13 protein-coding genes are annotated in these 14069 nt (G+C 70.5%); 4 read left to right on the forward strand and 9 right to left on the reverse strand.

Translation table 11 applies throughout. The features are described 5' to 3' along the window. Positions 1-20 precede the first annotated feature (20 nt). The 3 genes from BM013_RS03045 (at position 21) to BM013_RS03055 (ending at position 3816) form a co-directional block, all read left to right on the forward strand. Complete coding sequence (locus BM013_RS03045) at positions 21-1022, forward strand: helix-turn-helix transcriptional regulator (RefSeq protein ID WP_093122600.1); 1002 nt, start codon at positions 21-23, stop codon at positions 1020-1022. Positions 1023-1187: 165 nt separating this feature from the next. Then, positions 1188-1898: a response regulator transcription factor gene (locus BM013_RS03050; protein WP_093123342.1), complete on the forward strand. Its 711-nt coding sequence runs from the start codon at positions 1188-1190 to the stop codon at positions 1896-1898. A gap of 1 nt (position 1899) precedes the next feature. Continuing rightward, positions 1900-3816, forward strand: coding sequence for a sensor histidine kinase (locus BM013_RS03055; RefSeq protein WP_256221366.1), 1917 nt, complete (start codon positions 1900-1902; stop codon positions 3814-3816). Between the two features lie 29 nt (positions 3817-3845). Here the strand turns inward: BM013_RS03055 and BM013_RS03060 are convergent, their stop codons facing one another. The 5 genes from BM013_RS03060 to BM013_RS03080 form a co-directional block, all read right to left on the reverse strand. Continuing rightward, complete coding sequence (locus BM013_RS03060) at positions 3846-4151, reverse strand: hypothetical protein (protein ID WP_256219856.1); 306 nt, start codon at positions 4149-4151, stop codon at positions 3846-3848. Positions 4152-4176: 25 nt separating this feature from the next. Then, positions 4177-5664, reverse strand: a complete 1488-nt coding sequence (locus BM013_RS03065) for a DegQ family serine endoprotease (protein WP_093122606.1) — start codon at positions 5662-5664, stop codon at positions 4177-4179. A 108-nt stretch (positions 5665-5772) separates the two neighbouring features. Then, positions 5773-7101, reverse strand: coding sequence for an ATP-binding protein (locus tag BM013_RS03070; RefSeq protein ID WP_093122609.1), 1329 nt, complete (start codon positions 7099-7101; stop codon positions 5773-5775). Next, positions 7098-7757, reverse strand: a complete 660-nt coding sequence (locus tag BM013_RS03075) for a response regulator (protein ID WP_093122612.1) — start codon at positions 7755-7757, stop codon at positions 7098-7100. Before BM013_RS03075 ends, BM013_RS03070 begins: the two co-directional genes overlap by 4 nt. A gap of 61 nt (positions 7758-7818) precedes the next feature. Beyond that, the gene (locus BM013_RS03080) at positions 7819-8589 is read right to left on the reverse strand and encodes an IclR family transcriptional regulator domain-containing protein (RefSeq protein ID WP_093122614.1); all 771 of its coding nucleotides are present in this window, start codon (positions 8587-8589) and stop codon (positions 7819-7821) included. A 152-nt stretch (positions 8590-8741) separates the two neighbouring features. On the opposite strand from BM013_RS03080, the gene pobA reads away from it, so the two are divergent. Further along, complete coding sequence (gene pobA, locus BM013_RS03085) at positions 8742-9923, forward strand: 4-hydroxybenzoate 3-monooxygenase (protein WP_093123347.1); 1182 nt, start codon at positions 8742-8744, stop codon at positions 9921-9923. Between the two features lie 12 nt (positions 9924-9935). Here the strand turns inward: pobA and BM013_RS03090 are convergent, their stop codons facing one another. From BM013_RS03090 to BM013_RS03105, 4 genes are read right to left on the reverse strand one after another with little or no spacing between them, the layout of a single operon-like run. Next, positions 9936-10367, reverse strand: coding sequence for an SRPBCC family protein (locus tag BM013_RS03090; RefSeq protein ID WP_093122617.1), 432 nt, complete (start codon positions 10365-10367; stop codon positions 9936-9938). 30 nt (positions 10368-10397) lie between these two features. Then, a complete protein-coding gene (locus tag BM013_RS03095) occupies positions 10398-10766 on the reverse strand; it encodes a VOC family protein (protein ID WP_093122620.1) in 369 nt (122 codons plus the stop codon). Continuing rightward, positions 10745-11659 carry an AraC family transcriptional regulator gene (locus BM013_RS03100; RefSeq protein ID WP_093122622.1) on the reverse strand — a complete coding sequence of 305 codons (915 nt, stop codon included), beginning with the start codon at positions 11657-11659 and terminating at the stop codon, positions 10745-10747. Before BM013_RS03100 ends, BM013_RS03095 begins: the two co-directional genes overlap by 22 nt. A gap of 37 nt (positions 11660-11696) precedes the next feature. Further along, positions 11697-14027 carry a xanthine dehydrogenase family protein molybdopterin-binding subunit gene (locus BM013_RS03105; protein WP_093122624.1) on the reverse strand — a complete coding sequence of 777 codons (2331 nt, stop codon included), beginning with the start codon at positions 14025-14027 and terminating at the stop codon, positions 11697-11699. Between the last annotated feature and the right edge of the window lie 42 nt (positions 14028-14069).

Below are 14069 nucleotides of genomic sequence, written 5' to 3' on the forward strand. Positions count from 1 at the left end.
ATGACAGGCATGATGCGCCCATGCTGTCCGCCACCGCCCGCCTGATCCGGCTGCTCTCGCTGTTCCAGGCGCAACGCTTCTGGAGCGGCGCAGAGCTTGCCGCCCGCCTCGAGATCACCGAACGCACGCTGCGCCGCGACGTCGACCGGCTGCGCAGCCTCGGCTACACCGTCGACTCCACCTCGGGCGTGGCCGGCGGCTACCGGCTGGGCGCGGGCACGGCGCTGCCGCCGTTGCTGCTGGAAGACGAAGAGGCCATCGCCGTCGCGCTCGGCCTGGGCAACCCGGCCAACGCCGCCGGCGACATCGAGACCGCTTCGATGCGCGCGCTGGCCAAGCTTGAGCAGCTGATGCCGCCGCGCCTGCGCCGCCGGCTCGACAGCGTGCGCGCGTCGGTGGTGCCGGTCATGCGCGGCAAGTCGCCGGTGCGGCTGAAGGCCGTGTCCTTTCTGGCCGACGCCTGCACCGCGCGGCTCGTGCTGCGTTTCGGCTACCGCGACCACCACGACGCCACCACCGAGCGCACGGTCGAGCCGCACCGCGTGGTGCAGACCGGGCAGCGCTGGTACCTGCTCGCATGGGACATGGCGCGCGAAGACTGGCGCACCTTCCGCCTCGACCGCATCGACGGCGCCGAGCCCACGGGCGCACGCTTCACGCCGCGCCGCTTGCCGCACGGCGACGTGGCCTCGTACATGGAACATGCGCTGCAGGTCTCGCCGTACCTGCACCATGCGCAGGTCGTGGTGCACGCGACGCCCGAGACGCTGGAGGCTTACCTCGGCTGGGTGAGCGGCGTGCCGGAGGCCCTCGGCAATGGTGCGACGCGCATCGCAACCGGCGCCAATTCGCTCGATGCACTGGCCGTTTGGCTGGGTTGCCTGCCGTACGACTTCGAGCTCGAATCACCGAGCGAGCTGGCAGATCACCTCGCACTGGTCGCGGCCCGGCTCGGCAAGGCAACACGCCGGGCGCCGACCCTGCCATCACGCCGTTCAAAGTCGAGCCACCGAAAGCCGTAAGCCGCCTCCCCCGTATATAGGATGGGCAGCGCAAGGACCGCCCCCTACCCTGCGAGGCGTCTTTCCCTGCATCTCGCCCCGCAACCGCCCGAGGAATCCCGTCGCCATGCGCCCTGCCTTCATGTCCTGCATGCCCGCATGCAGCCCTTCAGAAACCGCGCGCACATGACCGTGGAGACACAGGTTGCCCTCGTCGAAGACGACACCGGCATGCGCGAGCGCATCGCGCGGGTCGTCGACGCCGACCCCTCGCTGAGCCTGGCCTACAGCGCCTCGAACGCCGCCGACATCCTCGGCTGGCTGGCCGACAACCCGGTCGACGTGCTGCTGGTCGACCTCGGCCTGCCCGACCGCCCCGGCCTGCAGGTGATCAGCCAGTGCCGCAACATGCAGCCGGCCTGCGCGGTGATGGTGCTGTCGATCTTCGGCGACGAGGCCAACATGGTGCAGGCCTTCGAAGCCGGCGCCAGCGGCTACCTGCTGAAGGACGGCACCGAGGCCGACCTGGCCACCCACATCCGCCACCTGCGCGCGGGCGGCTCGCCGATGTCGCCGGTGATCGCGCGCAAGCTGCTGCGCCGCTGGCAGGCGCATTCGGGCGCCGCGCTGGGGCAGCCTGTTGCGGCGACGGCAGCGGCGGCGGTCGTCACCGCCGTCAAGCCCAGCAGCGCGGTGGCGCCCGAGCGGCTCTCGCCGCGCGAGTTCGAGGTGCTCGACCTTGTCTCTCGTGGTTTCACCTATGTGGAAGTCGGGGTGCAGATGGGAGTCTCTGCGTCCACCGTTCAAACCCATATCCGCAATATCTACGGCAAGCTGGATGTGCACAACAAATCGGAAGCCGTGTTCGAAGCACGCAACCTCGGCTGGCTTCCTTAGGGTGAACGCCAGCGGCGCCCGGCGCCTGCGGTGTCTGCTGTTCGCCGCGCTGTGCGCGTGCCTGTGGTTGTCGCTGCTGATGGCAGGCAGCGCGGCGCAAGCCGCCGAACGCACCGGTGCGAGCAACGGCACAAGCAGCAGTGCACGCACCATCGACATCGCATCGGCCGACGCCACGCTCGAACCCGAAGGCCTGCCCGCGCAGCAACGCCGGGTGCAACTGCCGTTTCGCTGGGACCATGAGTTTCCGGGCCGCGGCGGCAGGGCCACGTACCGCATCGCGCTGCCGGCAATGGCCGTGCCGCCCGACGAGCCCGCCGCCCTGCTGATGTCGGGCGTGGGCAACCAGGTGGCCGTGTCGTTCAACGGCGCGCTGGTCGCCAGCTACGGCGTGCAGGGCAACCCGGACCACGACGCGTCCAAGAGCAACCTGCTGATGCCCGTGGCGGCCGCGCTGCACCGCGAGGGGCAGGCCCAGTCATTGGTCGTGCGCACCACCATCCAGCGGCAGCGCGGCGCAGGGCTGGCCAGCGTGCAGTACGGCACCGAGGCGTCGCTCGCGGTGCAGTACCGCTCGCAGCAGAACTGGCGCAACACCTCGGCCATCGTCTACGCGGTGAGCCTGCTGCTCATGGGCGGGCTGGCCGGCGGGCTCTGGCTGCGCCAGCGCGATGCGCTGTACGGCTGCTTCGCGCTGGCCGCGCTGTCGGGCGTGGGGCGCAACCTCGACCGCGTGTGGCCCGACGTGCCGGTGCCCTGGCCGCTGTGGGGCGCGGTGGTGGCGGTCTGCTATGCCTGCCACATCGGGCTCATCGCGCGCTTCGTGCTGCTGGTGCTCGAGCGCAATCCGCCGTGGCTGGTGCGCTCCATTCATGGCGCGCTGGCGCTGTCGGTCACGCTGGCCTGCGCCTCCTTCGCCTTCGCGAAGCCGCTGCTGTGGACCGGCGGGCTGGTCATCCTGCAGCTGACCAGCATCGTCTGCCTGCCCTACGTGGTGCACGGCGCGCTGGTGGCGAAGCGGCGCATCGCGGCGGTGCTGATGGCGGCGGGCACCATGGCCATATTGGCGGGCGCGCACGACCTTCTGCTGGTGCGCATGGGCCTGTTCGGCGGCGCCGAGTACACGCTCACGCCGCATGCGATGTTCTTCTTCGTGATGATCCTGGCGGGCCTGGTGGTCGAGCGCTACAGCCGCACCGTGGACGACTACAGCGCGCTCAATGCCAACCTCGCGGCCCGCGTGGCGGAGCGCGAAGACCAGCTGCGCGCCGCCTTCGAAACCATGCGCCAGCAGCAGCAGACGCAGGCCGTGCTGCTGGAGCGCCAGCGCATCATGCGGGAGATCCACGACGGCGTGGGCTCGCAGCTGGTGGGCCTGCTCAACGTGGTGACGCAGGCCGCGCCCGACCGCGGCGTGGTCGAGGAACACGTGAAGCTCGCGCTCGACGAGATGCGCATGGCCGTCGATTCGCTGCAGCCCACGCACGACGACCTGCCCACCGTGCTCGCCACGCTGCGCTACCGCCTGCAGCCGCGGCTGGACGCCGCGGGCATCGAGCTGGTGTGGGACGTGGCGGTGATGCCCGCGCTCGCGCCGTTCGCCGCGCAGGCCGCGCTGCAGCTGCAACGCATCCTGCTCGAAGCCTTCACCAATGTGCTGAAGCACGCGCGCGCCACGCGCATCGTGATGCATGCCAGCTGGCACGGCGGCAGCACGCCGCCGCTGGTGCGCATCGTGCTCACCGACAACGGGCGCGGCCTGCCCGCGGCGCCCGACGACGGCCGGCCCGCGGGGCACGGCATCTCGAACATGCGCTCGCGCGCGCAGTCGATCGGCGCGCGGCTGCACATCGAGACGGCGAACGATTCGAACGGCGGAACGCGTGTGCGGCTGGACTGGCCGTGCGCCCTGCCCTGACGCGGGCCGAAAACGGGGCGAAAAACGGATCAGCGCAGCGCGAACGCCAGCGTGACCGCGCCGAGCGCCAACAGGCCGAGGCCGGCGATGAAGACCATCTCGCCCCAGCTCTCGAGCCGCGCGCCCGAACGGCGCGCCCGCATCGAGATGAAAGACAGCAACGCGCTGGCCAGGAAGACCAGCGCGTCGACCGCCAGCAGGCGGTCGATCAGCAATCGCATGTCGTCGCGCGGGCCGAGGTGGCCGATCGACATCACGGTCATGCACACGCCGATCATGGTGGCCGACGTGGGCAGGATGTGCGCCGAGAGGCCGGCGCCGGTCCGCTCGCTCACCGCGTTCGCTCGGCCGGTGTGCGGATCAGCCGATGCGCACCGGCACGAAGATCTTGTCTTCGCCGCGCTGGATCAGCAGCGCCACCGACTTGTTGGCCGCCTTCGCGACCACCTCGCGCACCTGCTCCACGCTTTGCGCCGGCGTGCCGTTGATGGCCAGCAGCACATCGCCCGCCTGCACGCCCGCCTGCGCCGAGGGGCCGGCGGCATCCTCGATCAGCAGGCCGGTGTCGATCGAGGCTTCGCGCTTTTCCTGCGGCTGCAGCGGGCGCAATGCCAGGCCCAGCTTGCCCTGGCCCACGTCGGCATCGGCCTTCGCGACCTTGGCCGGCTTGTCGCTCGCGTCGCCGAGCTTGGCCTGGAGTTCCTTGCGCTCGCCCTGGCGCCACACCTCGAGCGTGACGTTCTTGCCTGGCGCCTGCTGGCCGATCACCGCGGGCAGGTCGCCCGAGGACACGATGGCCTGGCCGTCGACCTTGCGGATCACGTCGCCGGCCTTCAGGCCCGCCTTGTCGCCGGGGCCGCCCTTCTCGATGTTCGAGACCAGCGCGCCTTCGGGCTTGTCGAGCTTGAACGAATCGGCAAAGGCCTGGTTCACCTCCTGCACCGCCACGCCAAGGCGTCCGTGCGTGGCCTTGCCGGTCGCGACGATCTGGTTCTTCACCTGGATCGCCACGTCGATCGGGATCGCGAACGACAGGCCCTGGTAGCCGCCGCTGCGGCTGTAGATCTGCGAGTTGATGCCCACCACCTCGCCGCGCGTGTTGAGCAGCGGGCCGCCGGAGTTGCCGGGGTTCACCGCCACGTCGGTCTGGATGAAGGGCACGTAGCTGTCGTCGGGCAGCGAGCGGCCCTTGGCGCTCACCACGCCGGCCGTCACGGTGCTCTCGAAGCCGAAGGGCGAGCCGATGGCCAGCACCCATTCGCCGACCTTCAGGTCCTTGGTGTTGCCCAGCGCGAGCACGGGCAGGTTCTTGGCGTCGATCTTCAGCACCGCGATGTCGGTCTTGGCGTCGGCGCCCAGCACCTTCGCGCGGAACTCGCGGCGGTCGGTCAGCTTGACGGTGACTTCCTTCGCGTCCTTCACGACGTGGGCGTTGGTGATGATGATGCCGTTCGCATCGACGATGAAGCCCGAGCCCTGCGCGCGCACCGGCACGTCGCGTTGCTGCTGCTGCTGGCCGCGCGGGTTCATCTGGCCCTGGAAGCGGCGGAAGAACTGGAACATCGGGTCTTCGGGGTCGATGCCCTGGACCTCGGCCGCGGCCTCGTCGTCCGACGCCTTCATGGTGCCGGTCACGCTGATGTTGACCACGGCCGGGCCGTCGCGCGAGGTGATGGTCGAGAAGTCGGGCAGCGTGACCATGGCCGCCGGCGCGGTGGCGGTGGCGTTGGTGGTCGGGGCGCCCACGGCACGGGCGCTGGTGTACGCACCGGCACCGACGGCACCGATCACACCCGCGGTCGCCAGGGCAATCACCAGGGCGCGGGGCGAAGTCAGACGGGAGTTCATTTGTCGGTTCCTTTCAAGGCGTATGGACGCAAACACGATGAAAGGAATGTCGCTGCGCTGGCTTAAGCACCGCTTAAACGGCGCGCCATCGCTGAAAGGCTCAAGGACTCAGGCGCGCACCGCAAAGCGCACCAGCACGCGCAGCCCGCCCAGGCTCGGCGACGTGTCGAGCGCCACCGTGGCGCCGTGCAGGTCGGCGATCGACTTCACGATGGCCAGGCCCAGGCCGCTGCCGGGCGCCTGCGTCTCGCCGGAGCGGTAGAAGCGGTCGAGCACGCGCTCGCGCTCCATGGGCGGCAGGCCCGGACCGCTGTCGTCCACGCTGAGCACGACCGCGTCGCCCTGCTGCGCGATGCCGATGTCGACACGGCCCTCGACGGGTGTGTACTTCACCGCGTTCTCCAGCAGGTTGCGCAGCAGCATGCGCAGCGCCTCGGGCTGGCCGCTGACCACCGCGGCATCGGCATGCGTGATGCCGATGTCGATGCCGCGCGCCTGCGCCGCGGCCACCGCGTCGGACACCGCGAGCCGCGCCACCTCGCACAGGTCAACCGCTTCGGGCTTCGCACCGGCCGCCATGCTGGCCTCGTGGCGCGCCAGCGCGAGCATCTGCTCGACCAGCCGTGTCGCGCGGTCGATGCCCGCCACGAGCCGGCTCACGGCCAGCTCGCGCGATGCGTCGTCGGGGGCGCGCTGCAGGCCCTGCACCTGCAGCTTCAATGCCGCCAGCGGCGAGCGCAGCTCGTGCGCCGCGTCGGCCACGAAGTGCTTCTGCGCGTCGAAGGCATGGCGCACGCGGTCGAACAGCAGATTGAGTTCCTGCACCAGCGGGCGCACCTCTTCGGGCAGGTCTTCTTCGCTGACCGGCGACAGGTCGTCGGCCTGGCGCGAGGCCACCTGCTTGCGCACGCGCGCCACCGGCGCCAACGACCGGCTCACCACCCACCACACGACCAGCATCAGCAGCGGCGCCATCAGCGCCACCGGCGCAATGGTGCGCAGCGCCAGCGTGCCGGCCATGTGGCGGCGCGCCGCCATGTCCTGGGCCACCTGGATCACCAGGCCGCGCGTCTGCATCGAGAACACGCGGTAGGTGGTGCCGCGCGCATGCACGTCGGCAAAGCCCAGCACCGCGAGCTGCGGCAGCGCGGCCTCTTCCGCCGACTCGAAGATGCGCACGCCCTCGGCCGTCCACACCTGCACCACGAAGTCGAAGTTCTGCTCGCCGGAGCCGATGCCGCCCACCGCCGCGCTCGGCGGCAGGCCGGCGCGCAGCGACAGCGCCATCTGCTGCATGTGGTAGTCGAAGATGTCGTCGGCCTCGGCCAGCACCGTGCGGTAGGCCACCAGCGCCTGCGCGCCCGCCGCCAGCACGATGGCCGCCAGCAGGAACCACAGCAGCCGCGCGCGCAGCGACCCCGTCAGCCTGCGCCTCATGCCTTGGGCACCATGTAGCCGACGCCGCGCACGTTGCGGATGAGCTCGGCGCCGAGCTTCTTGCGCAGCCCGTGCACGTACACCTCGACCGCGTTGCTGCTGATCTCGTCCTTCCAGCTGTAGAGCTTTTCCTCGAGCTGGGCGCGCGACAGCACCATGCCGGGCCGCGCCAGCAGCGGCTCCAGCACGGCCCACTCGCGTGCCGACAGCACCACCGGCTGGCCGGCCACCGTGACCTCGCGCGTGGCCGGGTTGATGCTCACGCCCATGTGCTCGTACACCGGTTCCGCGCGCCCCGCCGCGCGGCGCAGCAAGGCGCGGATGCGCGCCAGCAGCTCGTCGAGGTCGTAGGGCTTGAGCACGTAGTCGTCGGCGCCGGCGTCCAGCCCTTCGATGCGCTGCTGCACCGAGTCGCGCGCGGTGGCGATGAGCACGGGCATGCGCTGCTTGCGCGCGCGCAGGTTGCGCAGCACCTCGAGGCCGTCGCGCCGCGGCACGCCCAGGTCGAGCATGACCAGGTCGTATTGCTGGGTGCGCAGGGCCGACTCGGCGGCCTCGCCGTCTTTCACCCAGTCGACGGCGTATTGCTCGGCGCGCAGCAGGTCGAGCACGGCCTCGCCGATCATCACGTCGTCTTCCAGAAGCAGGAGTCGCATGGTTGTGTCCGTTTCGGGGATTCGAGGCGTGCGGTGCGGCGAAAGTTCAGATCAGGGCGGGTCAGAGCAGGGAACGCACTTCGCGCGCGGCTTCGAACAGCAGCGGCAGCATGTCGCGCTGCAGCGCCTCCTCCTGGTAGCGCGTGCCCGACAGCACCACGTTGAGCGCGGCCACCGTGTGCCCCTGCATGTCGCGCAGCGGCACCGCCAGCGCCTGCACGCCGAGCTCGTGCTCCTCGCTGGCAAAACAATAGTCGTCCTTGCGCGCGCGGGCAACCTGCTGGCGCAGGCCGCGCGCCAGCGTGACCGTCTGCGGCGTGAGGCGGGCCAGGTGCCGACCCTTGAGCCACTGCGTGAACTGGGTGGGCGCCATCGCGGCCAGCAGCACACGGCCCGTGGAGGTGGCATGCGCCGGCAGCCGCGCGCCCAGGTGCAGGCCGTAGGCCAGCACGCGCGTGGGCGTACCGTAGCTGCCGCTGCGCGCGACGATGACCACCTCTTCGCCGTCGAGCACCACGGCCGAGTACGACTCGCCCGTTTGCGCCGCCAGCCGGTTCAGCGTGGGCTGCAGCGCGCGCGGCAGCCGGGACGACGCCAGGTAGCTGCCCGAGAAGCGCAGCACCTTGGGCGCCATCCAGAAATAGCTGCCGTCGGTTTCCAGGTAGCCCAGGTGCGCCAGCGTCAGCAGGTGGCGCCGCGCGGCCGCCCGCGTGAGGCCGGCACGCTCGGCGGCCAGCGTGGCGTTCAGGCGCTGGCGCTCGGTGTCGAAGCTTTCGAGCACCGCCATTCCCTTGGCGATGCCCTCGATGAAATCGGCTCTGGCGATGGTCATTCGGCGGGGGTCGGGTCGATCAGACGAAGTGTTGCGCGATGATCGCGCACGCGTTCGCATGATCGCACAGAGCCTCCGGTGCCGCCCCCACAGGGGCCCGAGTGCGCCCTACGCTGCGCAAAACCCTCCCGGAGACAACGAACATGACGAACATGCGCACCCAGGTCGCGATCATCGGCGGCGGCCCCGCCGGCCTTCTGCTCGGGCAGCTTCTGCACAAGGCCGGTATCGACAACGTCATCGTCGAACGCCAGAGCGGCGACTACGTGCTGGGGCGCATCCGCGCCGGCGTGCTCGAACAGGTCACGATGGACCTGCTGGCGCGTGCCGGCGTCGACGCCCGCGCCAAGGCCGAGGGCCTGCCGCACGAGGGCATCGAGCTGCTGTTCAAGGGCGCGCGCCACCGCATCGACATGCACGGCCTCACGGGCGGCAAGCAGGTGACGGTGTACGGCCAGACCGAGGTGACGCGCGACCTGATGGAAGCGCGCACGGCCGAAGGGCTCACCACCATCTACAGCGCGGCCAACGTGAGCCTGCACGACTTCGACTCGGCCAAGCCGCGCGTGCGCTACGAGAAGGACGGCCAGACGCACGAGCTCGAATGCGACTTCATCGCCGGCTGCGACGGCTACCACGGCGTGAGCCGCGCGAGCGTGCCGGCCGACGCGATCCAGACCTACGAGAAGGTCTACCCCTTCGGCTGGCTCGGCGTGCTGGCCGACGTGCCGCCGGTGTCGCACGAACTGATCTACGCCAACACCGAGCGCGGCTTTGCGCTGTGCAGCATGCGCAGCGCCACGCGCAGCCGCTACTACGTGCAGGTGCCGACCGAAGAGCGTGTGGAAAACTGGAGCGACGAGGCCTTCTGGAACGAGCTGCGCGCGCGGCTCGACCCCGAGGCGCGCGAGCGGCTGGTGACCGGGCCGTCGCTGGAGAAGAGCATTGCGCCGCTGCGCAGCTTCGTGGCCGAGCCGATGCGCTTCGGCGCGCTGTTCCTGGCCGGCGACGCGGCGCACATCGTGCCGCCGACCGGCGCCAAGGGGCTGAACCTGGCCACGGCCGACGTGGGTTACCTGTCGCGCGCGCTCGAGATCTTCTACGCGGAAAAGTCGGCCTCGGCGCTGGACCGCTATTCCGACCTGTGCCTGCGCCGCGTGTGGAAGGCCGAGCGCTTCTCGTGGTGGTTCACCTCGCTGATGCACCGCTTCCCCGAGACGGGCGCCTTCGGCCAGAAGATCCAGGAAGCCGAGCTCGACTACCTGGTGCACTCGCACGCAGCCTCCACCTCGCTGGCGGAGAACTACGTCGGGTTGCCGCTGGAAGACTTCTAGCCTTCCAGGCAGCTAGACAGCGCCCGCCGGTGCCGCCGCGGGGGCCGCGCGCCCCTCGAGCGCGGCCTTCATCGCCGCGCCGCCCTGCGCCATCATCGGCTCGATGTAGGCCGCCATGGCGTCGGGCAGCACGTCGGTGATCCAGACGAAGCGCGAGCGGCCCGCGCCCTCTTCGAACACCTGCGCCGTGGCGTGGTGGTGCGCGGCCTTGCCGCCGGTGACGGTGTAGGCCAGGCGGCGATGCGCGTCGTCGAGGCCGACCAGCATCTCGCGCGCGACGAGCCCGTTGGCGAAGGTCAGAACGCGCCCGCCTTCGGCGTCGATGGTGCAGGCGGTCAGGAAGCCCGGTGCGAGCCGGGTGTGCACCGCGTTGAAATCGCGCAGCGCGTCCCACACGTGGGCCGCATCCGCTTCGACGATGAATTCCTTGTAGATCGTGGCCATGGTGAACCTCGTGTCAAAGCGTGGCGCGCATCAAAGGCAGACCGCCTCGACGTTGTTGCCGTCGGGGTCGATCAGGAAGGCGGCGTAGTAGGTCGGGCTGTAGTCCGGCCGCGGGCCCGCGCCGCCGTTGTCGGTGCCGCCGGCCTTCAGGCCCGCCTGGTGGAACGCGGCCACGGCCTCGTGGTTCGGCGCGCGAAAGGCGACGTGGGTGCCCGGGCCGTTCGCATCTTTTGCATCTTTCGCCGCGTAGAGCCACAGCGCGGGCGCGTCGGCCGGCCCGATGCCGGCGTAGCTGTCGTCGTGGGAGCCCGGCACGTGGCCCAGCGGTGCGAGCGCGGCTTCGTAGAAGCGGCGGCTCGCGCAGAGGTCTTTGACTTTCAGTCCGATGTGGTCGTACATGATGGCTTCCTGCTCGATGGGTGGATCAGGCGGCCATCATCGAAAAGTGCGGCGATCCGGTCTTGGAAAATCTTGCGGTCGCCGCGCGCGGCCTTGCGAAAGCCGCTCGGCGACACGCCCGCCGCGCGGTGGAAGGTGCGCACGAAGTTGCTGAGGTCGGCAAAGCCCACGTCGAGCGCCACGTCGGTGACGGGGCGGCCCGCGTCGTCGGCCAGCAACCGCGCGGCATGCCGAAGGCGCGAGCGCACGAGGTACTGGTGCGGCGTGACGCCCAGCACCTGCGAGAACAGGCGCAGGAAATGAAAGGCGCTCAGCCCGGTCTCGGCGGCGGCGCCTTCCAGGCCGATGTCGCGCTGCGAATGCGCGTCGATCCACATGGCGGCGTCGACCGCGCGGCGGCGGTCGCGCGGCGCGGCATCCGATGGCCTGGCGGCCTTCTTGCCGCCGGAGACGACCTCGACGAAACGGCTCGCGAACCACATGCCCAGTTCGTCGAGCCCGGCATCGCCCTGCCCATCGGCCGCGGCCTGCGCGAGTTCACCGATGACCACGAGCTCGGCCAGGGGCGGCAGGCCGCCGGTGCGCCAGGTCTTCCGGTCGCCGCCGATCAGCTCGACGAAGCCGGGCGACAGGTGGAAGGCCAGGCATTCGTCGCCGCACACATGGTGGTCGTGCGTGCACATGTACTCGTCGCCCGGGTGGCCCACGAGCACCGAGCCTGCAACGAGTTCATAGGCCTGGCCGCGCGTGCGGTAGCCGAAGCTGCCCTTGCGCACGTAGGACACCGAGTAGCTCTCGTGCAGCTCGGTGAAGGGCTGCGCGTCGGGCCCCGCGTCGCAGCGGTAGCTGGCGACGCGGATGGGGTCGGTCTGCAGTTCGGTGGTGACGAGCATGGCTTTCGCCCTTCGAGCGGCACCTTCCGGTGCGGCGTCAGTCGACGGTCTGCATGGCCTGCCACACGCGCGCCGGGCTCAGCGGCATGTGCAGGCGCGGCGCGCGCGTGGCGAGGCCGTTGCGCGCGAAGGCGTCGGCCACCGCGTTGACGATGGCCGGCGTGGCGCCGATGGTGCCGAGCTCGCCCACGCCCTTCACGCCCAGCGGGTTGTTCTTGCAGGGCGTCGATTCGTCCATTTCCATGTTGAACATGGTGTCGACGATGTCGGCGCGCGGCGCGGCGTAGTCCATCAGGCTGCCGGTGACGGGCTGGCCGGTTTCGTTGTCGTACACCACCTGCTCGTACAGCGCCTGCCCGATGCCCTGCACCGCGCCGCCTTCGAGCTGGCCGCGCACGATCATCGGGTTGATCACGCGGCCCACGTCGTTCACCGAGCTGTAGGCCACCACGCTGATCTCGCCCGTGGGCGGATCGATCTCGATCTCGCAGATGTGGCAGCCGTTGGGCCAGGTGGGGCCGGCCACGGTGCTGGTGGAGTCGACGAAGATCTCGCGGTCGGGCTGCTTGCCGGCCAGCGTGAACAGGTCGAGCTCGAGGTCGGTGCCGGCCACGGTGAAGACGCCGCGGCTGTAGGTGATGTCGTCGAGCGCGGCTTCGAACTCCTGCGCCGCGAGTTCGCGGGCCTTGTCGATGGTGCGCTCCGCCCCGACGCGCACGGCCGAGCCGCCGGTGAACAGCGAGCGCGAACCGGCGCTGCCGAAGCCGTCGCCGCGGTCGGTGTCGCCGAGCACCACGCGCACCTTGTCGATGGGCACGCCGAAGGCATCGACCGCCAGCTGCGCCAGCGAGGTGGCAATGCCCTGCCCCATGGCGTTGACGGCGGAGAACACCTCGATCACGCCGTCGGCCTGCACCGAGACCGTGACGCGCTCTTCGAACACGTTGCCGCCGGTCCATTCGAGGAAAGTGGCAATGCCCAGGCCGCGCTGGCGGCCGTTGCGCGCCGACTCGGCCGCGCGGCCGTCGAAGCCCTGCCAGTCGGCCAGCGCCAGGGCCTGGTCCATCACCGACTCGAAGTTGCCGGTGTCGTAGGTCTGCGCCATCGGGTTCTGGTACGGCATCTGGTCGGGGCGGATGAAGTTGCGCCGGCGCAGCACGATGCGGTCGATGCCGGTCTGGCGCGCGGCCTCGTCCATCAGTCGCTCGATGGTGAAGATGGCCTCGGGGCGCCCCGCGCCGCGATAGGCGCCGGTGGGGGCGGTGTTGGTGAGCACCGCCTTGAAATGGAAGTCGATGGTCTGGATGTCGTAGACGCTGGTCTGCACCCAGGGCCCGATCAGCAGCTGGATCGCGACGCCGGTGCCGGTGGCGTAGGCGCCGACGTTGGCGAGCGTCTTGATGCGCAGCGCGAGGATCTTGCCGCTGGCGTCGAGCGCCATCTCGGCGCGGGCCTCGATGTCGCGGCCGTGCGCGCTGGAGAGAAACTCTTCGCTGCGGTCGGCCACCCACTTCACGGGCCGGTCGACCTGCAGCGCGGCGAAGGCGACCGCGATGTCTTCGGGGTAGGCGCCGGTCTTCATGCCGAAGCCGCCGCCGACGTCGCCCACCACCACGCGGACCTTGTCCTTGGCCAGGCCGATGGCCGCGCAGACGGAGTCGCGAACGCCCGAGGGCATCTGCGTGCTCATGCGGATCGTGAGGCGGCCGCTTTCGGCGTCGTTCGCGGCGAGCACGGAGCGCGGCTCGATCGTCAGGGCGACCACGCGCTGGTTGTTCACGTCGAGCGCGACCACATGGCTGGCCTTGGCGAAGGCCGCGGTGGCGGCGTCGCTGCTGCCATGGCGCATCTCGGCGGCGATGTTGCCGGTGGCTTCCTCGCACAGCTGCGGCGCGCCGTCGGCCGTGGCGCTGGCCAGGTCGACCACCATCGGCAGGTCTTCGTAGTCGACCATGATGGCCTCGGCCGCATCGCGCGCCTGCTGCACGGTGTCGGCCACCACGGCGGCCACCGCCTCGCCCACGAAGCGCGTGCGCTCGTGCGCAATGGCGCGGCGCGGCGGGCTGGCGCTGTCGCTGCCGTCGGCGCGCTTGAAGCCCGCGGCGCCCGGCATGGGCTGCACGCCCGCCTCGACCATCTCGGCGCCGGTGATCACGCGCAGCACGCCGGGCATGGCCGCGGCAGCGCTGGTGTCGATCGACACGATGCGCGCGTGCGGGTAGGAAGAACGAAGGAAAACGAGGTGCGCCTGGTGGGGGAGCGTGACGTCGTCGGTGTAGCGTCCGGCGCCCGACAGCAGGCTTTCGTCCTCCAGGCGGCGCACCGCCTGGCCGCTGCCAAAGCGGGTGGGATTGGGTTCAGTGGTCAACGTGGTCCTCTTGTGCTGGTCCCCGCGCAAAGCATGCATGCC

Origin of the sequence: Variovorax sp. OK605 (assembly GCF_900115445.1) — a bacterium.
GTDB lineage: Bacteria > Pseudomonadota > Gammaproteobacteria > Burkholderiales > Burkholderiaceae_C > Variovorax.